The sequence below is a fragment of the Streptomyces kronopolitis genome, assembly GCF_050953795.1.
Lineage (GTDB): Bacteria > Actinomycetota > Actinomycetes > Streptomycetales > Streptomycetaceae > Streptomyces > Streptomyces kronopolitis_A.
In genome coordinates this window covers 7,823,910-7,846,920 of record NZ_CP191850.1, presented here as the reverse complement: position 1 = coordinate 7,846,920, position 23,011 = coordinate 7,823,910, and the positions used below count along the sequence as shown (strand labels likewise).

Annotated in this window: 11 protein-coding genes and 1 pseudogene; 9 read left to right on the top strand and 3 right to left on the bottom strand. The window is 72.3% G+C overall.

Features of this window, described 5'->3' with window-relative positions:
• The first annotated feature begins 146 nt into the window (after positions 1–146).
• The 7 genes from ACQP17_RS34050 (at position 147) to ACQP17_RS34020 (ending at position 8,196) form a co-directional block, all read left to right on the top strand.
• Positions 147–1,862 carry a 3-hydroxyacyl-CoA dehydrogenase family protein gene (locus ACQP17_RS34050; RefSeq protein WP_433860083.1) on the top strand — a complete coding sequence of 572 codons (1,716 nt, stop codon included), beginning with the start codon at positions 147–149 and terminating at the stop codon, positions 1,860–1,862.
• Between the two features lie 63 nt (positions 1,863–1,925).
• Entirely contained in the window at positions 1,926–3,278 is a 1,353-nt protein-coding gene (ccrA, locus tag ACQP17_RS34045; protein ID WP_433859774.1) for a crotonyl-CoA carboxylase/reductase, read from the top strand.
• 49 nt (positions 3,279–3,327) lie between these two features.
• Positions 3,328–3,558 carry a ferredoxin gene (locus tag ACQP17_RS34040; protein WP_433859773.1) on the top strand — a complete coding sequence of 77 codons (231 nt, stop codon included), beginning with the start codon at positions 3,328–3,330 and terminating at the stop codon, positions 3,556–3,558.
• 205 nt (positions 3,559–3,763) lie between these two features.
• Entirely contained in the window at positions 3,764–4,711 is a 948-nt protein-coding gene (locus ACQP17_RS34035; RefSeq protein WP_433859772.1) for a phosphotransferase enzyme family protein, read from the top strand.
• Positions 4,712–4,769: 58 nt separating this feature from the next.
• Positions 4,770–5,981 (top strand): cytochrome P450, encoded by a 1,212-nt coding sequence (locus ACQP17_RS34030; protein WP_433859771.1) that lies wholly within the window; start codon positions 4,770–4,772, stop codon positions 5,979–5,981.
• A 192-nt stretch (positions 5,982–6,173) separates the two neighbouring features.
• Positions 6,174–7,385, top strand: a complete 1,212-nt coding sequence (locus ACQP17_RS34025; RefSeq protein ID WP_433859770.1) for an MFS transporter — start codon at positions 6,174–6,176, stop codon at positions 7,383–7,385.
• Positions 7,386–7,548: 163 nt separating this feature from the next.
• Positions 7,549–8,196, top strand: a complete 648-nt coding sequence (locus ACQP17_RS34020) for an NAD(P)-dependent oxidoreductase (RefSeq protein WP_433859769.1) — start codon at positions 7,549–7,551, stop codon at positions 8,194–8,196.
• 174 nt (positions 8,197–8,370) lie between these two features.
• Here the strand turns inward: ACQP17_RS34020 and ACQP17_RS34015 are convergent, their stop codons facing one another.
• The 3 genes from ACQP17_RS34015 to ACQP17_RS34005 all read right to left on the bottom strand — a co-directional run bounded on the left by ACQP17_RS34015 (position 8,371) and on the right by ACQP17_RS34005 (position 10,990).
• Positions 8,371–9,138, bottom strand: coding sequence for a GNAT family N-acetyltransferase (locus tag ACQP17_RS34015; RefSeq protein ID WP_433859768.1), 768 nt, complete (start codon positions 9,136–9,138; stop codon positions 8,371–8,373).
• Positions 9,139–9,377: 239 nt separating this feature from the next.
• Positions 9,378–9,644 (bottom strand): Atu4866 domain-containing protein, encoded by a 267-nt coding sequence (locus tag ACQP17_RS34010; RefSeq protein ID WP_433859767.1) that lies wholly within the window; start codon positions 9,642–9,644, stop codon positions 9,378–9,380.
• Between the two features lie 263 nt (positions 9,645–9,907).
• Complete coding sequence (locus ACQP17_RS34005; protein ID WP_433859766.1) at positions 9,908–10,990, bottom strand: histidinol-phosphate transaminase; 1,083 nt, start codon at positions 10,988–10,990, stop codon at positions 9,908–9,910.
• Positions 10,991–11,454: 464 nt separating this feature from the next.
• On the opposite strand from ACQP17_RS34005, the gene ACQP17_RS34000 reads away from it, so the two are divergent.
• Positions 11,455–18,897, top strand: a complete 7,443-nt coding sequence (locus ACQP17_RS34000) for an SDR family NAD(P)-dependent oxidoreductase (protein ID WP_433859765.1) — start codon at positions 11,455–11,457, stop codon at positions 18,895–18,897.
• Between the two features lie 114 nt (positions 18,898–19,011).
• A pseudogene (locus ACQP17_RS33995) lies at positions 19,012–22,500 on the top strand (type I polyketide synthase); the annotation flags it as partial.
• Positions 22,501–23,011 lie beyond the last annotated feature (511 nt).

Genomic DNA, 23,011 nt, shown 5'->3' with positions numbered 1-23,011 from the left:
GGCAGCGTAAAGGGGCCACGGTCCGATGACGCCACCGGAATTCTCCGCACCGGCTCGCCTTTTCTCGCGGAAACGGTCTCGTCACCGAGGGCAGCCGCACTCCCCCACACCGGCCGCCCATGAAACGACTCGAAGGGCTCAACGGCATGGCTAAGCGCTTCCCCACCCTCGCGGTGATGGGTCTCGGGACCACCGGGACGGTCCTCGCGAGCATGGCCGCCCGCAGCGGCCGCCGGGTGATCGCCGTCGACACCGACGCCTCCGCGCTGGACCGGGCCGGGGCCCGGCTGGCCGACACCGGACCGGGCACCGTCGACCTCACCACGCGCCCGGCCGACATCACGTCGGCGGACCTGGTGATCGAAGCGGTACCCGAGCGGATGACGACCAAGTGCGAGGTGCTCCGTCACGCGGACCATGCGTGCGCCCCGGGCACGGTGTTCGCGACGACGACCACGGCACTGGCGGTGAGCGACCTCGCCTTCGCCGCGGGGCGGCCGCGTCGCACGGTGGGGCTGCACCTGTTCCCCCAGGGACCGACGGACCGGACGACCGCCGTGGAGGTCGTGGGGACACCTCTGACGGACGAGTCCGTCCGCACGGACGTCCAGGAGCTGATACGCGACCTCGGGCAGGTCCCGGTGCCGGTGCCCGACCGCGCGGGCTTCGTCGGCGGCGCCCTGACCATGGCCTATCTCAACGACGCCGCGACGATGTACGAACAGCGCTACGCCTCACGCGACGGCATCGACACCGCCATGAGGCTGGGCTGCGGGCTGCCGCGGGGGCCGCTGGCCCACCTGGACGCGATCGGGCTGGATGTCGCACGGGACACGCTGGACGCCCTCTACGAGCGCACCGGTGAACGCCGGTTCCTGCCCGCCCCCGTCCTGACGCACATGGTCGCCGCCGGCTTGCTCGGGCGGAAGGCCGGGCGCGGCTTCTACGACTACGAAACCCCCGACGCCGACGGTGCCGCGGACCCGGGCGACGCGCTGCCGGCGGCCCGCCCCGTACGGCGCATCGGTGTGGTGGGGTCGGGAACGATGGCCACCGGGATCGCGGAGACCTGCGCACGGGCGGGGTACCCGACGACTCTCGTGGCGCGCAGCGAGGTGCGCGCCAAGGAAGCGCTCGCCACCGTGGAGACCTCACTCAGCCGGTCGGTGCGGCGGGGCAGGCTCGCCCCGGAGCAGCTCACCTCGTCGATGGCGTCGCTGACCGGTGTGACGGGCCTGGAGGCGGTCACCGGCTGTGATCTCGTGGTCGAGGCGGTCGTGGAGGACATCGACGTCAAGCGCACGGTCTTCCGTGCACTCGACGCCGGGTGCGGGGCGCAGACCGTGCTGGCGACGTCCACCTCGAGTCTGCCGGTCATCGAATGCGCCATGGCGACCGAACGGCCCGAGGCCGTGGTCGGGATGCACTTCTTCAATCCGGCGCCGGCGATGAAACTCGTGGAGGTGGTGCGGACCGCGCTGACCGCGCGCGAGACGCTCGCGGTGGCGCACGCGACCGCCACCGCGCTCGGCAAGCGTCCCGTCGGCTGCGCGGACCGGAGCGGATTCATCGTGAACGCGCTGCTGTTCCCCTATCTGAACAGCGCGGTGGCCCTGCTCGACGAGGGGATCGTCACCGCCGAGGGCATCGACACGGTGATGGCCCAGGGGCAGGGCTACCCCATGGGCCCGCTCCAGCTGCTCGACGTGATCGGTCTGGATGTGTCCGTGGCCATCCTGCGCACGCTGCACACCACGTTCCGGGAGCCACGCCTGCTGCCCTCGCGCCCTCTTGAGCAGCTCGTGGCGGCCGGCCACCTGGGCCGCAAGCGGGGCAAGGGACTGCGCCACCACGAGCGCTGAGCCGGATCGCGCGTCGCGCCCGTGCGCGGCACCAGTGAAACACCGTACTTTTGGAGGTACCTCATGCGGGAGATCGTCAGCGCTGCCTTGTCGGAGGATGCGGTCGGTGCGGATTTCGCCGCCCTGCCGGTCCCGGAGTCCTACCGCGGTGCCGTCGTCCTGCGGGACGAGGCGGAGATGTTCCAGGGGATGGCGAGCGCCGACAAGGAGCCCGCGAAGTCCCTGCACGTGCGTGAGGTGCCGACTCCCGAGCCCGCTCCGGGCGAGGCCCTCATAGCGGTGATGGCCAGCTCCATCAACTACAACACCGTGTGGACCTCCCTCTTCGAGCCGATGCCGACCTTCGGATTCCTGCAGCGGTACGCGCGGTCCGACGAACCCGGCGCGCAGCGGCACGATCAGCCGTACCACGTGGTGGGCTCCGACCTGGCGGGCATCGTGCTGCGTACCGGGCCCGGCGTGCACCGCTGGAAGCCGGGCGACCGGGTCGTGGCGCACTGCCTGTCCGTCGACCTGCAGTCCCCGGACGGGCACGACGACACCATGCTCGACCCGGAGCAGCGCATCTGGGGGTTCGAGACCAACTTCGGCGGGCTCGCCGAGCTGTCCCTCGTCAAGTCCAACCAGCTCATGCCGATGCCCAAGCACCTCACGTGGGAGGAGGCAGCCGCCTCCGGACTGGTCAACTCCACCGCCTACCGGCAGCTCGTCTCGCGCAACGGCGGACAGATGAAGCAGGGCGACGTGGTGCTCGTCTGGGGCGCGGCGGGCGGCCTCGGCTCGTACGCCACGCAGCTCGCGCTCAACGGCGGCGCGACGCCGGTGTGCGTCGTGTCCGGAGAGCGCAAGGCCCGACTCGTCCGGTCGCTGGGCGCCGAGCTGGTGATCGACCGGGCGAAGGAGGGCTACCGGTTCTGGCAGGACCCCTCCACGCCCGACCCCAAGGAGTGGAAGCGCCTGGGCTCCCACATCCGGGAGCTGACCGGGGGTGAGGACCCGGACATCGTCTTCGAGCACCCCGGCCGGGAGACCTTCGGCGCCAGTGTGTACGTGGCGCGGCGCGGCGGCACCGTGGTCACCTGCGCCTCGACGTCCGGGTTCCGGCACGAGTACGACAACCGCTATCTGTGGATGTCGCTCAAGCGCATCGTCGGCAGCCACTTCGCCAACTACCGGGAGGCCTGGGCGGCCAACCGTCTCATCGGCAGGGGGATGATCCATCCGACCCTGTCCACGGTGTATCCGCTGTCCGACGTCGGCATCGCCACGCAGGCCGTGCACCGCAATCAGCACGCCGGCAAGGTCGGGGTGCTGGGCCTGGCGCCCGCGGAGGGTCTCGGCGTCCAGGACGAGGCGCTGCGAGCGCGGCACCTGACGGGCATCAACCGCTTCCGCCCCCGCCACCACAGCAGTTGAGGCCGCGCGGCCCCGGGCGCCCGCCGCGCATGACGAGAAGGAGACAGAGATGGCGTTTGCGCGTGTGCACCTCGACGAATCGAAGTGCGTCACCTCGGGGCAGTGTGTCCTGACCGCCCCCGAGGTGTTCGATCAGCGGGAGAAGGACGGCGTCGGCATCGTGCTGACCGACACCCCCGCCCCGGAACTGCTCGGCCAGGTGCAGGAGGCCGCGGCCGGCTGTCCCGCGGCGGCGATCCGACTGCTGCACCAGCCCGCCGGACCGGTGGCCGGCGGCTGATTGAGGGGGCATAGGGGGGTGTCCGAGAGCGCGGCGGACAGGCACGTTGGTCGAGGTGACCTCGCCGCGATGGCGTCGTGACGGCACCGCACCGCTGCGGGAGGCGGCGGACGGCCGCGCGCGGATTCCTGAACCACCCGCGTCACGGTCCGAGTTCCGGTTTCCGACAGACATACTCACTCACCGAGTACGGAGCACAAAGACATTGGCAGCCAACAGTTCTCTCCCAGCCGAGCCGCTCATCGACGAGATCCCGCTCTCCTTATGGGGACGGAACGATCTACGGGTCCAGCCGTGGGAACGCGATCCGGTCGACCTGGGCTTCCACTCCTATACGTATCTGGTCGGTTCCGACTCGGACATGTATGTCGCCAAGTGCGTGCCCGCCGCCCAGGGGCCGAAATTCACCAGCGGCCTCACGGTCGCCCTGGTGGTGGAGGAACACGGCATTCCCACCGGCGCACCACTGCCGACCGCCCAGGGCGAGATCACCGCGTACCACGGTGAATGGTGCTGGGCACTGCTGCGTCACCTCGACGGCGGGCGGGCCGACGAGAACGACCCCGTGCACATGCGCCGGGCCGGCGAGACGCTGGGAGCCATCCATACCGCGCTGGTCGACACCCCTCCTCCGCCGGACATCCTGAGGTGGGACCACCTGGACGTCATGATGGTCGACAAGGCGCCGTTCCTCGAGGACAAGCCATGGATCCAGCAGGCCATGTGCGAGGCGTTCGAGACGGTGGCCGGCAAGGTCACGGTGGGCCTGCTGCATTCCGATGCCAGCATGAACACGTTCCGGGTGAAGCCCGATTCGATGGGGCTCTTCGACTGGGGCGAAGTCATGCACGGCCCCTTCCTCTTCGATGTCGCCACCGCTCTCAGCTATCTGGAACGGTCCGTGGACGTCGGCCCGCTGCTGCGGGGATACATGGCGAAGTCTCCGGTGTCCCCCTCGGAACTCCCCCACCTCGGAGCCCTCCTGAAGTTCCGTGCGGCCGCGGAGGCCTGGATCTACGCCCGACGTGAATGGGTGGGCAATGACATCGGGAACATCGGCGATCTCAGCAATGCGAACCTCCTCGACCGGGCACGGGGGAACCTCGCGTCGGCCGAGCAGGACGGCGAGCGTTTCCTGAGCCAGTACGAGTGAGCACCCCAGTATCCCGACCGGCAACTCCTCATTTCCTACGCTAGGAGACGGAACACCCATGTCGCAGCTCTCGTCCGAACTCCCCGCTTTCCCCATGTCCAAGGCGAAGGGCTGCCCCTTGGACCCGCCCCCCGAATACGCCCAGTTGCGGTCGGACCGGCCGGTCGCGAAGGCGAGGCTGTGGGACGGCAAGGAAGTCTGGCTGATCACCGGGTACGACGAGATCCGCTCGATCTTCACCGACCCGCGTATCAGTGTCGACAACACGCAGCCCGGTTATCCCTGGCTGAGTGAGCAGGCGCGGACCGTCGTGCTGACCGGCGGCGTGAAGCCGGTGGGCCGGATGGACCCGCCCGAGCACACCGCCATGCGGCGCATGCTGGGCCAGGGCTTCCTGGTCAAGAAGATCCAGAACATGCGCGGTGATGTGGAGGCCCTCGTCAACGGGCTGATCGACGACATCCTCGCGGGCCCCCGGCCCACGGACCTGGTGACGGCGTTGGGCATGCCCGTTCCGTCCACCGCGTTGGGATGGGTGCTGGGTGTTCCCCCGGCCGACAAGCGCCTCATCAGCCTGGTTCCCCGGCTGTTCGACGAGGACTCCGGGCTGGAGGGCGCCATGGAGGCGCGCGCCGAACTGTTCGCGTACATCGATGAGTTGATCACCCACCGGGAGAACGAACCGGGCGACGACATCATCAGCCACCTGGTCGGCTACTACCAGAAGGGCGAACTGTCGCGCGTCTCCGTGCTCACCCAGTCGGTCACGCTGATCGCGGCGGCACTCGACACCACCAGGAGCATGATCACCAACGGGATTCTGGCCCTGCTGCAGCATCCCGAGCAGGCGGCGGCGCTGATCGAGGACCCGGACCTCGTGCCGGCCGCGGTCGAGGAACTCCTGCGCTACACGGTCGTCACGGAGTTCTCGTCCAAGCGCGTGGCGGCCGAGGACATCGAGATCGCGGGCGAGACCATCAAGGCCGGCGACGGCATCATCTGCCTGATCAGTGCCGGCAACCGGGACGAGAAGGTCTTCACCGATCCCGACACCCTGGACGTCCGGCGGGACGCCAAACAGCACCTGGGCTTCGGGGCCGGCATCCACACGTGCATCGGGAAGCAACTGGCGCGCATGGAGCTGGAAGTGGTGTACGGAACCCTGTTCCGCCGGATCCCCGAGCTGCGGCTGGCGGTCCCCTTCGACCAGCTGGTCTTCCGCAACACCTTCGACGTGCAGGGCGTCCGGGAGCTTCCCGTCACGTGGTGAGGCACGGCTGTTGACGGTGGTTTTCGAAGCATCGCGCCCATGCGTGCTTCGTCCGCTGTCGCTCCTCGGCAGGGCGCACCCGAGCGCCCTGCCGGTCGCGTTGCTGTTGCCCCTCCCGGGCCGCGCGCGTTCCTGCGTGGCCGGGGCGCCGGCCGGACCGCGGCCCCGATGAGTCGACCGAGGACAACCGTCATGATGGAAAAGACCCTTCCTGCCAGGTCCATGTCCCGGGCCTGGATAAGCCGATACTCCCTGGCCTGGCTCGGGCTGTGGATGGCCTACCTGGTGCCGCAGCAGTTCGCCATGCCCGACCAGCTGGCCCGGGTCGATCCGGCCGGCCGGATCGCCGACTTCGGTGTCATCAACGCCGTGTGCGGCGTCGTCGCCCTGTTCACGCTGCCGCTGTTCGGCACGCTGTGCGACCGGACCCGATCCCGGTTCGGCCGCCGGCGGCTCTGGGTCGCCGGCGGCGCGACGCTGTTCGCGGGCGGCCTGGTCGCCACCGGCCTGCAATCCGACTGGATCGGGATCGGCCTGTCCTGGCTGGCGTGTTCGATCGGCTTCTGCATGGCCACCGTCGGCTTCACCGCACTGGTCGCCGACCAGGTCCCCGAGGCCCAGCGCGGCACCGTCTCCAGCGCGATGTTCGGACCGCAGACGGTCGGCGTGGTGCTCGGCCTGTTCTGCCTGACCGCGATCCCCGGCGACCTGCTGCGCTACCTGCTGCTCGCGGCGGGCGTGCTCGTGCTGGCCGCGCCGTTCGTCCTCAAGCACCGCGACACCCCCACGACCCGGTCCGACGGTGGTGTGGGCCTGCGCGAGTTCGTGGCCAGCGTTCGGGACAACCCCGCGTTCGCCTGGACCTTCGGTACCCGGGTGCTGATGAATCTGGCCAACGCGCTGGCCACCAGCTTCCAGCTGTACTTCATCACCGACGTGCTGCGGGTGGCCCACCCCGAGCAGGTGCTGCTGCTGCTGACCCTGGTCTATCTGGGATGGACGCTGGTCTCGGTCTACGTCTGCGGGATGCTGTCCGACCGGCTCGGCCGGCGCCGGGCGTTCGTGGCCTGCGGCGCGATCGGCCAGGCGCTGGGCTGCGCGGTCGTCGCGATCGCGCCGAACATGGGCACCGCGCTGGCGGCGACGTCGCTGTTCGGTGTCGGCGTCGGCGCCTACCTGGCCGTCGACCAGGCGATCATCACCGCGGTGCTGCCGGCGGCCGAGAACCGCGCCCGGGACCTGGGCATCATGAACATCGGCCTGTTCGGGCCGCAGACCCTGGGGCCGCTGCTGGCCAGCCTGGTCATCGGCGCGCTGGGCGGATACCAGGTCCTGTTCGCACTGGCCGGGATCACCAGCCTCGTCAGCGGCCTGCTGATCTACCGCGTGACCTCGGTGCGTTGAGCGCGCCGAGCACGACAGCCCGACCGTCCGACTGGAGCCCACCGATGTTCCGTCCGCTGCGGGCGTACGCCGACGTGCCGTCGCTGCGCGCCCTGCTGCCGCTGGCCCCGATCGCCCGCATCCCGCTGTCCGCGGCGGGCACCGGGGTGCGGGGGTGAGCGCGATGCGGGTTGTCGTTCTCGGGGTGACCACCGGTCTCGGCGGCCGGCTCGCGTCCTGCCTACTGGCCGGCGGGGACACGCCGGTCGGACTGGTCCTGCGGGACAGCGACGCCGCGCGCATGCGGGCCGCCCACATCGAACCGTTCGTGCTCGACACCGACGGATCCGACCTCGATGTGCAACTGAAGCGGGCCTTCCGCGGCACGGATGCCGTCGTGCTGGCGGCCGGCACCGGCACCGGTCCGGGCTCGCTCGGCGCGGCGGTGTCCTCGCCGGCGGCCCAGTTGTGCGCCGCGGTCGAGGACTGCGGCGTCCGCCGGTTCGTCATGGTGAGCGCGCATCTGCCCGGCGCCCGGGACCGCGCCGCCCTCGGCGACCGGCTCGATGCCTACCTGGCCGAGAAGCGCGCCGCCGAACAGGTGGTGCGCGAGCAGGACCTGGACTGGTGCGTGCTGCGCCCCGGCATGCTGACCGACGATCCCCCGCTGGGAACCGTGCGGGCCCGCCCCGACGGCGTGCCGGCGGTCGGCGACGAACTCTCCCGCGGCGACTGCGCCCAGGCCATCCGTAACGTGCTGACGCAGGGAATCACGGGGGTGTGGCACGTCACGACCGGATCGACACCCATCGAGCACGCGTTTCGCGCCTGATGTCGCGGCGCTTGCTGTGGGGCGCCTGGGCCCCGTTCGACGGGTCCGGTCAGGCCTCGCCAGGCAGGCCATGAGCTGCTTTCCCGGCGGCGCTGGCCGGTCTCGCGGTCACCGGCGGCCTCGTCGTCCTCACGGCGCTGTGCCCGGTCGGTCGCTGCCGCGTTCCGGGTGAGGTCAGCGTACGTACGGGGTGGTGGTGGTCAGCGGTACGAACCCGAGGCGTCGCAGGATCGGACGGCTCCGGTCGGACGCGTCGACCTGGAGGTAGCGGTAGCCGTGTGCGGCCGCGATGCGGGTGCGGAAGGCGACCAGGGCCCGGTAGACGCCGCGGCCGCGCCACTGTGGCACGGTGCCCCCGCCCCACAGGCTCGCGAAGGACGTACCCGGGTGCAGCTCCATCCGTGCGGCGCTCACCGGCACGTCACCGGCCATCGCGACGACCGCGGGAGGTAGGTCAGTGCCCAACCGGCTGAGCAGCAACTGCCGGTGATGCGGCCGCGCTTCGCCGAACGCCCGCTCCTGCGCGTCCACCGCGAGTTCGACCCCGGCGGCATCGGTCACCGGGAGCAGGCGAATGCCTTCGGGTAGTTCGACGCTCGTGGGCAGGTCGTTGATGTCGGCGACCATCAGCGTCTCCTCGGGCTCGGGTACGAAACCCGCGGCCCGCAGCCGTCCGGGGAGATCGGCCGGCCGGTCGTGCCCGTAGAGCTTCCACTCGAACCCGCGCCCGAGTGAGGTGAAGTACTCCACCTGTTCCGCGACCGCGGCGTCCGCCGTGGCCTCGGTCAGGTCCGACCAGACGACTCCGTTCCAGCCGTCGGCGTCTGCTCCGACATGGCGTACGACGTCGCCCACCCGCTCCACCCGGGCTCCGGGCCCATCGGCCCGGATGCCCTCGCGCATCTCGCGATCGAAGACCTCCAGCACTGTGTCCTGATCCATCTGCTCACTCCAGCATCATCAGGCGCAAGAGGCAACGCAAAATGGGCGGACCGGGCCGGCTCCCACCAGGCCGAGCACCGACGAGGTAGCGATCACCGACGCATTGCCGCTCGCGCGCAGGAGCGGCATCGGCGCCTGCCATCCGAACCTGTCGCATGCGGTGGTGATCACGTCGTCCCACTCGCGCGCGGAGGCGACATCGAGGCGGGCAGCGACGACCTCCGCGCCGGCGGCCGCCGTCAGGACGGCTTCTGCTCCCGGTGGAGCACGAGGTGTTCGTGATAGAGCACTCCGCCACGGATGTCGCCCGTCGCGGTGAACCCGGTGTCGTCGACGTAATCCAGGTGGCTGCCGGTCACCGTGTACCGGCCCGTGTACGCACTGCGCCGTTCGCCGCGGGCTTCGTCGTAGCGGCCGTCCGGCAGCAGCTCCTGACGGATGTGACCGTCCTCGGTCACCCACATCCCGACCACGTCGACCTCGCCACCGTCATTGCTGTTGGCCATGGCGCGCTCCCTTCCTCGGTTGCTCCGGCTCCGACCCGCTCGACGAGTCTGGGCGGGCCCACGGCCGTCAGCCAGGAGGTGTGCTGCCTGGGTATGGCACACCCAGGCAGCACGGGAGCCGCGTCCGACGTTCTCCCCGGGGCCGGTGATGCCCCCATGATTGTGTTCAACCGAAGGCATAAGCCGTGCCCGGTTGAGATCCGCGGCGAGAGTCGGACGGTACCCGGGATGAGCCCGATCCTCCCGGCTCACGCAGAGAACGGCTACTGGTCATGCTCCAGCTGGAAATTCGCCGCCGTGGCCAGAAACAGGTCGTTGGATTCCGGGGCGCCCACAGTGACCCGGACGCCGTCCTCGGCAAGCACCCGTACCCCGATACCGGCACGGGCACAGACGCCGGCGAATTCCGCGCTGCGCTCGCGGAGCGGGAGCCAGAGGAAGTTGGCCTGGGAGCGTGCGACCGGAAAGCCCTGCGCGATGAGGGCATCCTCCATCCGGTGCCGCTCGGCGATGACCAGGTCGACCCGCTTCATGACGTCGTCCGTCGCGGCCAGGGAAGCGATGGCCGCCTCCTGCCCGATCTGGCTGACCCCATAGGTCGCCATCGTGCGCAGCGCCGCCGCGACGGCTTCCGGGGCGATGGCGAAGCCGATCCTCAATCCGGCCAGGCCGAATGCCTTGGAGAAGGTCCGCACCACGGCGACATTGGGGTATTCGCGGCATACGGTGATGCCGTCCGCCGCGTCCTTGTCGGACACGAACTCGGCGTAGGCCTCGTCCAGGACAACCAGCACGTCCTCGGGAACGCGGGCGAGGAACTCCGCCAATTCGTCGCGGCCCACCGTCCTGCCGGTGGGGTTGTTGGGGGTACAGAGGAATATCAGCCGTGTCCGTGCGGTGACACGCTCCGCCATGGCGTCGAGGTCGTGGTACCCGTCGTCGGTCAACGGAACCGCGACCGGGGTCGCGCCGCAGATGGCCTTGGTGATGACGGGGTAGGCCTCGAATGACCGCCAGGCGTACATCACTTCGTCCCCGGGCGCGGCCATCGCCTGGATGAGCGACTGGATCACGCCCACCGACCCCGCGCCGGCGGCGAATCGGGTGGGCGGCAGGTCGAACCTGTGCGCCAGTGCGGCTATCAGTCGTGCGCAGCCGATATCCGGGTAGCGGTTGAACCGCCCGGCGGCCGCGGTCGCCGCGTCCAGGACACCGGGCAGCGGATCGTAGGGGTTCTCGTTCGCCGCCAGCAGGTGCGTGAATTCCGCAGTGGGCGCGCCGCCCGACCGGCTCGCCGCGTGCACGGCAATGGAGTGCAGTTCCGGACGCGGCCGTGGTCCTGGCATATCAGAACACACACCTTCCTGAGATCGAATGGAGCGGAAGACACGTAAGGGGGCGCTGGGCCAAGGGAATGCGTTGGCACATCGGCAACCGGATATCGGCATGCCGGAGCCGCGGGCGGTTGAGGATTCCGCTCGCTTCCGCACAGGGTGGAATGGCAGGTGGCCGGCGGCGTCCGGTGCTGACGGCCCGTTCGTTTTCACTCCCGCCGTCCCGGCAGCGGTATCGTCAGACCTTGTCAACAACCTGCCGGTCGGCTTCGTTGCCGGGCAACCCCCTATGCCCCCCTCACGTCACGTAGCGCCGACCACGCTTTCCGGCCTGCGCCGGAATTCGCGCCGCGGCGCGCCAGTTTTCCTGGCAGCGCATTCCCGCCCCGGTGAATCGGCACACCGCGGCCCCGCGCATCGTATTCGGGGGTGATAGGGGTGTTGCGGCCAGGCCCCTCTTGCTTGAGTTGTTCGGTATGACAGCAGGAATGCAGCGCGTCGTCGTCATGGGTGTGGGCCGCCAGGAGGAATTCGGCGTCGCTTCGGTGTCGTCGGCGCTCTGGGCCGCGATCGAGGACGCCCACGTGGTTCCGTCCGCCCGCAGCCGTGTGGTGGTTCTGCTCGCACGGGCGGACGAGGAGGAGCAGCCGGACTGGGGCGACATCCCCGGTGTGACCGTGCGTGCTCCGGGGGACTCCGGCCCGGTCTTCACGGCCGCTGAGGCGTGTCTGCGCGCGGATCGCCCCGCACTGGTCGTCGTCCATGACGAGACCGGCGGCGTGGCGGTGGCGCTGGCTCTGGAGACGGCCGGTGCCGAGCACTACGGCCCGCTGTGCGACGACGCCGAGGAGCGTGCGGCGCAACTGCGCGCACTCGGGCCCCGGGACCGCACGAGCGCCCCGGACGCCACGGCTGCCGGCACCGTCCCGCTGCTGCTGTCCGGCCGCAGCGAGGCCGGTCTGCGCGCCCATGCCGGCCGTCTGGCGACCCACCTCCAGGAGCGTACGGACATCTCCGTGGCCGACGCCGCCTTCACCCAGGCCACGGCCCGCACGCTCTGGCCGCACCGGACGATGGTCACCGCATCCGACCGGGATGCCGTCGTCGCGGCCCTTCGCGCGGTGGCCGAGGGCCGGGCGGGCGACGCGGCGGTACGGGGCGGGAGCGGTGGACCACAGTCCGCGGTGTTCGTCTTCCCGGGCCAGGGCGCCCAGTGGGTGGGGATGGCGCGCGAACTCGCCGCGACCGCCCCGGTCTTCCGCGACAAACTGGCCGAATGCGCACGGGAGTTGCGCCCGTTCGTGGACTTCGAGCTCGACGACGTGCTCACCGGGGCCCTCCCGCTGGAGCGGGTCGAGGTGATCCAGCCGGCCCTGTTCGCCGTCATGGTCTCGCTCGCGGAGCTGTGGCGGTCGAACGGCGTCACGCCCGCGGCGGTCGTGGGCCACAGTTTCGGCGAGATCGCGGCGGTGACCGCCGCCGGAGCGCTCACCGTGGCGGACGGCGCGCGGCTGGTCGCCGCCGTCAGCAAGGCGCTGGCGCGGCTCCAGGGCAACGGGGAGATGGTCGCCGTGGCGCTCCCCGCCGAGCAGGTCACCGCACTGGTCGCCGAGTGGGATCTGGACCTGGACATCGCGGTCGTCAACGGCCCCGGCTCCACGGTCGTCGCGGGCACCACCGAGTCCGCGGCGGCCTTGTTGGAGCAGCTGCGCGCCCGGGACGTGCGGGCCACACGGCTGCCCATCGGGATCGCCGGGCACTCCTGGCGCATGGAGCCCGCCCACGAGTACCTCGTGCGGGAGGCCGCCGCGGTACGGCCGCGCGCCACCGGGATACCCGTGTACACGTCGACCACGACCGATCCGCTCGACACCGGCGGCCTGGATGCCGAGCACTGGTTCCTCAGCCTTCGCGAGCCCGCCCGGTTCCAGCAGGTCATCGAGGAACTGCTCGGCCAGGGCCACCGGGTGTTCGTGGAGATGAGCCCGCACCCGGTGCTGACCCTGCCGATCGAGGAGACCGCCGCGCACCTCGGCCACGACGTCGTCGTCCTCGACACGATGCGCCGTGACGACGCCGGCCACGACCGCTACCTGCGCGCCCTGGCCGAGGCGCACCTGCACGGCGTCGCCCCCGACTGGAGCAGCGTTCTGCCCGACGCCCGCCGGGTCACGCTGCCTGCCTACCCGCTCGACCTGGACACGGCGGACGCCACCGGCGGCGGTGGAGCCGGGCCCGGCTCCGGACTGCGCGAGCGGCTGCTGGGGTGTGCCCCGGCACAACGCGTCGACGAGGCCATCCGCCTCGTGACGGACGCCGTGGCCGCGCAGATCGAGCCGTCGGCGACGGCCATCGGCGCGGACGAGGCGTTCCGGTCGCTGGGGGTGGACTCCGCGGGCGCCCTGCGGGTCCGCAACCGGCTGGTCGAGGTGACCGGGCTGCGGCTGCCCGTGACGATCCTGTTCGACCACCCCACACCGCGTGCGCTGGCCCAGGAACTGGTGCGCGCGGTGCTCGGTGGCGACGCACCCGCGCGGGCCCCGGCCCCGGCCGCGACGGCGCCGGCCGACCCCGACGAGCCGCTCGCCATCGTCGGCATGGCCTGCCGGTTCCCCGGCGGTGTCAGGTCCCCGGACGAGTTGTGGCAGCTGGTGCACGAAGGGCGGGACGCGGTCACGGCCTTCCCGGCCGACCGCGGCTGGGACCTCACCGCGCTGTACGACGCCGATGCCTCACAGCCGGGCACCTCCTACCAGCGCGAAGCCGCTCTGCTCGACGGCGTGGCCGAGTTCGACGCCGGCTTCTTCGGCATCTCCTCGCGTGAGGCACGGGCGATGGACCCGCAGCAGCGGCTGCTGCTGGAGACGTCGTGGGAAGCGCTGGAGCGCGGCGGGATCGACGCTGCGACCCTGCGGGGCAGCCGGACCGGTGTGTTCACCGGCGTGATGAGCCTGCCCTACGGCCGGCCGCTGCACCAGGCACGGCCCGACCTGGAGGGCTATGTGATGACGGGTACCACCTCCAGCGTGGTCTCCGGCCGGCTGTCCTACGTCCTGGGCCTGGAAGGTCCCGCCCTCACCCTCGACACGGCCTGCTCCTCCTCCCTGGTGGCGCTGCACCTGGCGGGTCAGTCGCTGCGCCGCGGCGAGAGCGACCTGGCGCTGGTCGGCGGGGCGACGGTGATGGCCGAGCCCGGACTGTTCATCGAGTTCAGCAGGCTCCGCGCGCTCGCGCCCGACGGCCGTTCCAAACCGTTCTCCGCCGATGCCGACGGCTTCGGCATGGCCGAGGGCGTGGCCGTGCTGGTCGTGGAGCGGCTGTCCGACGCCCGCCGACTGGGCCATGACGTGCTGGCGGTGGTCAGGGGCAGCGCCGTCAACCAGGACGGTGCCTCCAACGGCCTCACCGCGCCCAGCGGCCCCGCCCAGCAGCGGGTGATCCGGGCCGCGCTGGACAGTGCCGGCTTGCGCGCCGCGGACATCGACGTGGTGGAGGCGCACGGCACCGGAACGCGGCTGGGCGACCCCATCGAGGCGCAGGCGCTGATCGCGATGTACGGGAGCGACCGTCCCGCCGAACGGCCTTTGTACGTCGGCTCCTTGAAGTCGAATCTCGGGCACGCACAGGCGGCGGCCGGGGTGGCCGGGGTGGTGAAGATGGTGCAGGCGCTGCGGCACGGTGTGATGCCGCGCAGCCTGTACGCGGACCGTCCGACGAAGGACGTGGAGTGGTCGTCGGGGACGGTCGAGCTGCTGGCCGAGGAGCGCGCGTGGGAACGAGCCGACGGCCGCCCGCGCCGGGCCGGGGTGTCCGCCTTCGGGATCAGCGGGACGAACGCGCACATCATCCTGGAGGAGTGCGCCCCTGAGACTCCCGTGGCCTCCGAGGGCGCGGAATCCGCCGTCCGCTGGGCCGAGATGGCGATGCCGGTGGTGCTCTCCGGCAAGACCCCGGACGCCGTGCGCGACCAGGCGCGGGCGCTGCGGGAGCACCTCGCGTCGCACCCGGAGCTGCCGCTGGCGCACGTCGCCCGGGAGCTGGCCACGCGCCGTACGACGTTCGAGCACCGTGCCGTGGTCACGGGCGACCGGGAGGAGGTCCGGGCCGGTCTCGGCGACGTCTCCCCGGTGCGCGCCGGGTCCGGCCGGGTGGCGGCCGTGTTCTCCGGCCAGGGCGCGCAGCGCGCGGGGATGGGCCGGCAACTGGCCGCGGACTTCCCGGTGTTCGACGAGGCGCTGACGGAGGTGTGCGGCCACCTCGACCCGCTGCTCGGACGTGGACTGCGGGAGGTGATGTGGTCCGACGACCCGGAACCGCTGGGCCGCACGGAGTTCGCCCAGCCCGCGCTGTTCGCGTTCGAGGTGGCGCTGGCCCGGCTGTGGCAGTCCTGGGGCGTGTCGTTCACGGCGCTCGTGGGTCACTCGGTGGGCGAGATCGCCGCCGCCGTCGTCGCGGGGGTGCTGACGGTGGCGGACGCGGCGCGGCTGGTGGTGGCCCGGGGCCGGCTGATGCAGTCCCTGCCCGGCGGGGGCGCCATGCTCGCCGTCGCCGCGGGCGAGGACGAGGTGGCGGCCACGCTGGGCGATGCCGCGCTCGTCGGGATCGCCGCGGTCAACGGGCCCGAGGCGGTCGTCGTCTCCGGTGCCCGCGACGAGGTGGCACGCGTGGGCAAGATCTGGCGTGCACGCGGCCGGCGTGTCGCCGGGCTCCGGGTGAGCCACGCCTTCCACTCACCGCTCATGGAGCCGATCCTCGACGAGTTCCGCTCGGTGGTGGAGGAGCTGCGCTTCCGGCCGCCGACGGTCCCGCTCCGTGCCACCGCCGACACCACCTGCCCCGTCGACACCGCCGCCTACTGGGTCGACCACGTGCGCCACGCCGTACGGTTCGGCGACGCCGTGGGACAGCTCGCCAAGGCCGACGTCCTGATCGAGGTCGGCCCGGACGCCGCGCTGGCCCCGCTGATCGAGACCGGTCACACCGTCCTGGCCAGCACCCGGCACGACCGGTCCGAGACGCACACCGTCCTCACCGCGCTGGGCCGGGCCCATGCCCATGGCGCCGACGTCGACTGGGCCGCGCTCCTGCCGCCCGCTCCCCGCGCGGACCTGCCCACGTACGCCTTCCAGCGGCAGCGCTACTGGGACTCCGCGTCGGACGCCACCGCCGGTGCCGCGGGAGCGGATCCGACGCCGCACCCGATGCTCACCTCGCGCACGGATCTGCCGGGTGACGGCGGTCTGCTGCTGTCCGGCAGGCCGGCGCCCGGCAGCGATCCGTGGCTGTCGCACCACGTCGTCATGGGCACGGTGCTGCTGCCCGGCACGGGCTTCGTCGAGCTCGCGCTCGAAGCGGCCCGCGCGGCCGGCGCCGGGTCGGTCGACGAACTCGTCCTGCGCGCGCCGATGGTGTTCGCCGAGGGCAAGCCCCGCGACCTCCAGGTGTGGGTGGGGCCGGGCCAGGGCGCCGAGCGTGAACTGCAGATCCGTACCAGAGAGACCGGCGGCGACTGGACGCTGCACGCCACCGGTCTCCTCGCGGCGCGGACCGCCGACACCGCAGGTTTCCATGACGGCGACTGGACCGGCGGGGTCTGGCCCCCGGCCGGTGCGCGGCAGCTCGTCGGCCGCTCGTTCTACGAGGAGCTCGCGGCCCGTGGCTACGAGTACGGCCCGGCATTCCGAGGCACCAAAGCCCTCTGGCAGCGGGACGGCGACCTCTTCGCCGAGGTCATGCTCCCCGAGCGGCAGCCGCGCGGGTTCGGAATCCACCCCGCGCTGCTGGACGCCGCCCTGCATGCCCTGCCGATCACCGGCAGCCTCTACGAGGCCGGCGAGGTCCGGCTGCCGTTCTCCTTCAACAGCGTGTCGCTGTTCTCCTCGGATGCCCGGCGACTGCGGGTGCGGATCCGGGCGGACGCCGACTCCGCCGCCGTGTGGATCGCGGACGACACCGGGTCCCCCGTCCTCGCCATGGAGGGCCTCATCCTGCGCTCCATCGAGCGCGCACAGCTGGAGGTGGCGGGGGCGACCGGCCGCACCGGGTGGTTCTCCGAGACGTGGCGGCAATTGGGACGGACCGCCACGGCCGACCGGGTGCCCGGGAACTGGCTCCTGCTCGGCGAGGTGCCGCCGGCGCTCGGCGCCCTCTTCGACGACCCGCTCACCGCCGCTTCCTGGGACCGCTCCACCGCGCCGGACGGGGTGCTGGTCGGCGCCGGAGCCGCGGAGGATCTGCTCGCCGCCCTGCACGAGGTCGCCGGGCACCCGACCGGCCCGGTCTGGTGCGTCACGAGCGGCGCCGTCGAAGTGGGGACGCTCGACGACCCCACCGCCGAGGTGCGGGCGGCGGGTGTCTGGGGGCTCGGCCGGGTCGCCGGACTGGAACTGCCCGACCGCTGGGGCGGACTGGTGGATCTGCCCGAGCGCATCGACGACGCCACCCGGCGGGCGCTCGCCGGGATCCTCACCGGCGACTGCGCCGGCACCGACGACCAGAGCGCCGAGGACCAACTCGCCGTGCGCGACGGGCAGTTGTGCGCGCGCAGGCTCGTGACCGCGCCCGCGCCGCAGACCGGTACCTGGACGCCCAAGGGCACCGTGCTGGTCACCGGCGGGACCGGCGGTCTCGGCGGGCACGTCGCCCGCCGGATCGCCGAGCAGGGCAGCGCCGACCGCGTCCTCCTCCTCTCCCGCCAGGGTCCGGCGGCCCCCGGCGCCACCGAACTGCTGGAGGAGATCTCCGCGTTCGGCGCCGCGGCGGAGGCCGTCGCCGTCGATGTGACGGATCGTGCCGCGATGAGCGGCCTGATCGACGCTCTGGCAGCGGAGGGAGCCCCGGTACGCACCGTGGTCCATGCCGCGGGCGTGGTCCGCGACGTGCGGATCGCGGAGACCTCGGCCGAGGAGCTGGCGGCCCAGATGGCAGCCAAGGTCGAGGGCGCCCTGCTGCTCGACGAACTGCTGCCGGACCTCGACGACTTCGTCCTGTTCTCCTCCATCTCCGGCATCTGGGGCGCCGCGGGCCAGGCCGGGTACGCCGCCGGCAACGCCTGCCTCGACGCGCTCGCCCGGCGCCGGCGCGAGCAGGGCAAGCGCGCGGTCTCCGTCGCCTGGGGGCCGTGGGCGGGCGGCGGCATGCTGACCGAGCACGACGAACGGCAGCTGCGCAAGCGTGGTCTGACCCCGCTGTTGGTGCCCGCCGCCCTCCAGGCCCTGGAGCAGGGCATCATGTCCGACCGCACGGGGGACCCGGTGGTGGCCGACATCACCTGGTCGCGCTTCCTGCCCGCGTTCACCGCGTCCCGGCCCAGTCCGCTGCTCGGCTCGTTCGAGGAGAAGGCCGCCCCTGAGCAGCAGGCCTCGTCGGACGGCCGGCGGACCGAGGGTGCGACACAGGGCCTCACCCAGCGGCTCGCCGCACTGCCGGACCCCGAGCGGCTCCCCGCCCTGACCGAGGTCGTGCAGACCCATGTGGCGGCGCTCATCGGCGAGTCGGGACCCGAGCGGGTCAGCCCCGACCGTGCGCTCAAGGAGATCGGGTTCGACTCCTTGATGTCCGTGGAACTGCGCAACAGGTTCGCCGGTCTCATCGGCGTCAAGCTGCCCGCCACGCTGGTCTTCGACCATCCGACCCCGAACGCGCTGGCGCGACACCTTCTGGGGCACCTCGACCTGGGCGCGGCCGGCGCCGCACCGGCCGAGAAGCCGCTGCTGGAGGTGGTCGAGGACCTCCGGAACCGGGTCCTGTCGCCGCTCACCGACGCCGCCACCCGCCAGGCCCTGACCGGCCGTCTCACCGAGCTGCTGGACCGGCTGGCCGCACTCGACGCCAGGCCGGTCGCCGAGGCGGACGGGCTCGCCTCGGCCAGCGCCGCCGAGCTGATGCAGTTCATCGACACCGAGTTGGGGGACATCTGACGCCGGGCGGCCCCACCGCCCCCGGCGGGGCCGCCACCGGTCCTCCGTCCCTCACTCCTGTTCCCGTCGCGCCCCGTTCCGGGCGGACAGCCGCGAAGCCGATAGGTGCCAGACATGACAACTGACGACAGCCAGCTCGTCGCATACCTGCGCAAGGTCACCACCGATCTGCAGAAGACCCGACTGCGGCTGCGGGACGCCGAGACGAAGCACCACGAGCCGATCGCGATCGTGGGCATCGGTTGCCGCTACCCGGACGGGGTGCACGGCGCCGATGACCTGTGGCGGCTCGTCACGGAGGGGCGCGACGCCATCAGCGGCTTCCCGCAGGACCGCGGCTGGGACGTGACCGGCCTCTACGACCCCGACCCGGATGCCGTCGGGAAGTCGTACACCCGCGAAGGCGGCTTCCTCACCGACATCGACCTCTTCGACGCCGACTTCTTCGGACTCAGCCCACGAGAGGCGCTGTCCATGGACCCGCAGCAGCGGCTGCTGCTGGAGACGTCCTGGGAGGCGCTGGAGAGCGCGGGCATCCGCCCCGCCACCCTGCGCGGCAGCCGCACGGGCGTGTTCACCGGTGTCATGCACCACGACTACGGCAGCCGTTTCACCCAAGCCCCCGACGGGTTCGAGGGCTACGTCCACATGGGCAGCGCGGGCAGCATGGCCGTCGGCCGGGTCGCCTACCACTTCGGCCTGGAGGGTCCCGCCGTCACCGTCGACACGGCGTGCTCCTCCTCGCTCGTCTCCCTGCACCTGGCATGCCAGTCGCTCCGTGCGGGCGAGTGCGATCTGGCGCTGGCCGGCGGTGTCGCGATCATGGCCGGCCCCACCTTCTTCGTCGAGTACAGCCGTCAGCGGGTGCTGTCCTCCGACGGCCGCTGCCACTCCTTCGCCGACGACGGGGACGGCACCGGCTGGTCCGAGGGGGTGGGCGTGCTGGCCGTGGAGCGACTGTCGGACGCGCGGCGGCTGGGGCACGAGGTCCTGGCGGTGGTGCGGGGCAGCGCGGTCAACCAGGACGGTGCCTCGAACGGGATGACGGCGCCGAGCGGTCCCGCTCAGGAACGCGTCATCGACTCGGCGCTGCGCAATGCCCGTCTGAGCGCCGACGAGGTCGACGTGGTCGAGGCGCACGGGACGGGAACGCGGCTGGGCGATCCCATCGAGGCCCAGGCCCTGATGGCGACGTACGGCCGGGGGCGTTCGGCACAACGGCCGCTGTGGCTCGGTTCATTGAAGTCCAACATCGGGCACACCCAGGCGGCCGCGGGCGTCGGTGGCGTGATCAAGATGGTGCAGGCGCTGCGGCACGGCGTACTGCCACGGAGCCTGTACGCGGAGCGTCCGTCGACGGAGGTCGACTGGTCCGCGGGGACGGTCGCGCTGCTGGCGCGAGAGCGGGCGTGGGAGCGCGTCGAGGACCGACCGCGTCGGGCCGGTGTGTCCTCCTTCGGGATGAGCGGCACCAACGCGCATGTGATCGTGGAGGAGTTCGTCCCCGAGCCCGCCGGGGAGAGTGCGGCGCAGCCGCCGGCACCGTGGACGGAGACCTCGGTACCGCTGGTGCTGTCGGGCAGGACGCCGGAGGCGGTGCGCGCACAGGCGGCGGCGCTGCGGGAGCACCTGGCGGCCCGGCCGGAGCTGTCCCTCGTGCGGGCGGCGCGGGAGGCGGCGGTGCACCGGACGGCGTTCGAGCACCGGGCGGCGGTCACGGGTGACCGCGACGCCGTGCTGGCCGGGCTCGGCGAGGTCACTCCCGTGGCCGCCGGCGGCGGCCGGGTGGCGGCTGTCTTCTCCGGCCAGGGCGCTCAGCGCGTCGGGATGGGCCGTCAACTGGCGCAGGATTTCCCGGTGTTCGCCGGAGTGCTGGACGAGGTGTGCGCGGTGGTCGATCCCCTGTGGGGGCGGTCGCTGCGGGAGGTGATGTGGTCGGGGCCCGCCGAGCAGCTGGAGCGGACCGAGTGCGCGCAGCCCGCGCTGTTCGCGTTCGAAGTGGCGCTGGCCCGCCTGTGGCAGTCCTGGGGCGTGGAGTTCTCGGTGCTCGCGGGGCACTCCGTGGGGGAGATCGCCGCCGCGGTGGTGTCCGGGGCGCTGTCCCTGGCCGACGGGGCCCGGTTGGCCGTGGCGCGCGGCCGGCTGATGCAGCGGTTGCCGGAGGGCGGGGCGATGCTGGCGATCGCCGCCGGCGAGGAGGAGGTCGCCGCGACGCTGGGCGACCCGGCGCTCGTGGGCATCGCCGCGGTCAACGGCCCCGAGGCGGTGGTGGTCTCCGGTGCCCGTGCGGAGATCGAGCGGGTCGCCGGGACGTGGCGCGAGCGTGGCCGGCGCACGAGCCGGCTGCGGGTCAGCCACGCGTTCCACTCCCCGTTGATGGAACCGGTGCTGGACGAGCTGCGTGCGGTGGCGGACGAGCTGGACCGCAGGGAGCCGACGCTGCCGGTGAGCGCGTCGGCCGAGACCACGCATCCGTTCGCCACGGCGGCCTACTGGGTCGACCACGCCCGTCGGGCGGTGCGGTTCCACGACGCGGTCACGGGGCTCGCGGAGGCGGACGTCGTCGTCGAGGTCGGCCCCGACGCGGTCCTGGCACCGCTGATCGACACCGATCGTCCGGTTCTGCCGAGCTGCCGCCGTGAGCAGAGCGAGACGCTGACGCTGCTGACCGCGCTCGGCGAGGCCCATGCGCACGGCGTCGAGGCCGACTGGACGGCCCTCTTCCCGGCCGCTCCCCGTGCCGACCTGCCCCCCTACCCCTTCCGGCACCGGCGCTACTGGCTCGCGCCCCCCGCCCTGACGGGTGACGGTGCCGACGCGCTGGATCACCCCCTGCTGTCCGGCGTCGTGGAACTGCCGGGCCAGGGCGGCGTGGTGCTCAGCGGCAGGATCACGCCCGACCGGGACCCCTGGCTCGCCGACCACGCGGTCTCCGGTGCCGTGCTCCTGCCCGGTACCGGCTTCCTGGAACTCGCCCTGCGGGCCGCCCGGCAGGTGGGGTGGCGCCAGGTCGCCGACCTCGTGGTGCAGACCCCGCTCGTGCTTCCCGCCGCGGGCACCGACATCCAGGTCTGGGTCGCACCACCGGGCGAGCCGGAGCGCGCGCTCGTCATCCGGGGCCGGAGCGGCGACGGCGACTGGGTGGAGTACGCCACCGGACGGCTCGCGGAAGAACTCCCCGAGCCCGCCGACACCGAGTGGGCCACGGGACAGTGGCCGCCGCGGGGCGCCGAGGAGACGCCGGTCGAGGAGCTCTACGACACCCTCGCCGCCCGTGGCTACGGCTACGGCCCGGTCTTCCGCGGCCTGCGGGCGCTGTGGCGCTCCGGCGACGAGCTGTACGCCGAGGTCGCCCTCCCCGAGCGAGCCCACGACGGCCGCTACGACTGCCACCCCGCGCTGCTGGACGCCGCCCTGCACCCGCTGGCAGCCGCCGACGACTCCGGTCAGCAGGTCCGGCTGCCGTTCTCCTTCGGCCGGGTCACCGTGCACTCCCCCGGCGCCCGCGAGGTGCGCGTACGTCTGAGGACCGGCACCGAGACGCTTGGCCTGGACGCGGCCACCGGCACCGGGGACCCCGTCCTCACCGTCGGGGAGCTGGTGCTGCGGGCGGCCGACACCACCCTGCTGACGGCGCCGGCGGACGAACACCTCCACCGCCTCGGCTACGAGGTCACCTGGCAGCTGCTGCCCGACCCGCCGCGTGCCGGCCGGCTCCCCGGCACCTGGCTCGTCCTCGCGCCACCGGCGACGGACGTCTCCTGGACCCGCGAACTGGCCGCGCACCCGCTCGCCGTCGACCTCGACGCCACTTCGGACCGCCCCGCTCTCGCGGCACGGCTGACCGACGTCACCCACACCGCCACCGACCCGGACGGTGTGCTGCTCTTCGCCGCCCGCCCGGACACTCTCGTCACCGCGCTGCAGGCGCTCACCGACGCCGGTGTGGACGCCCCGGTGTGGTGCCTGACCCATGAGTCCGACGACGACCTCGACACGGCCGCCGTGTGGGGCGCGGGCCGGGCCGCGGCCCTGGAACTCCCGGACCGCTGGGGCGGTCTGGTCGATCTGCCGCCGCCCGGCGTACGGCCCCCGCTCGACCGCCTGGCCGGGC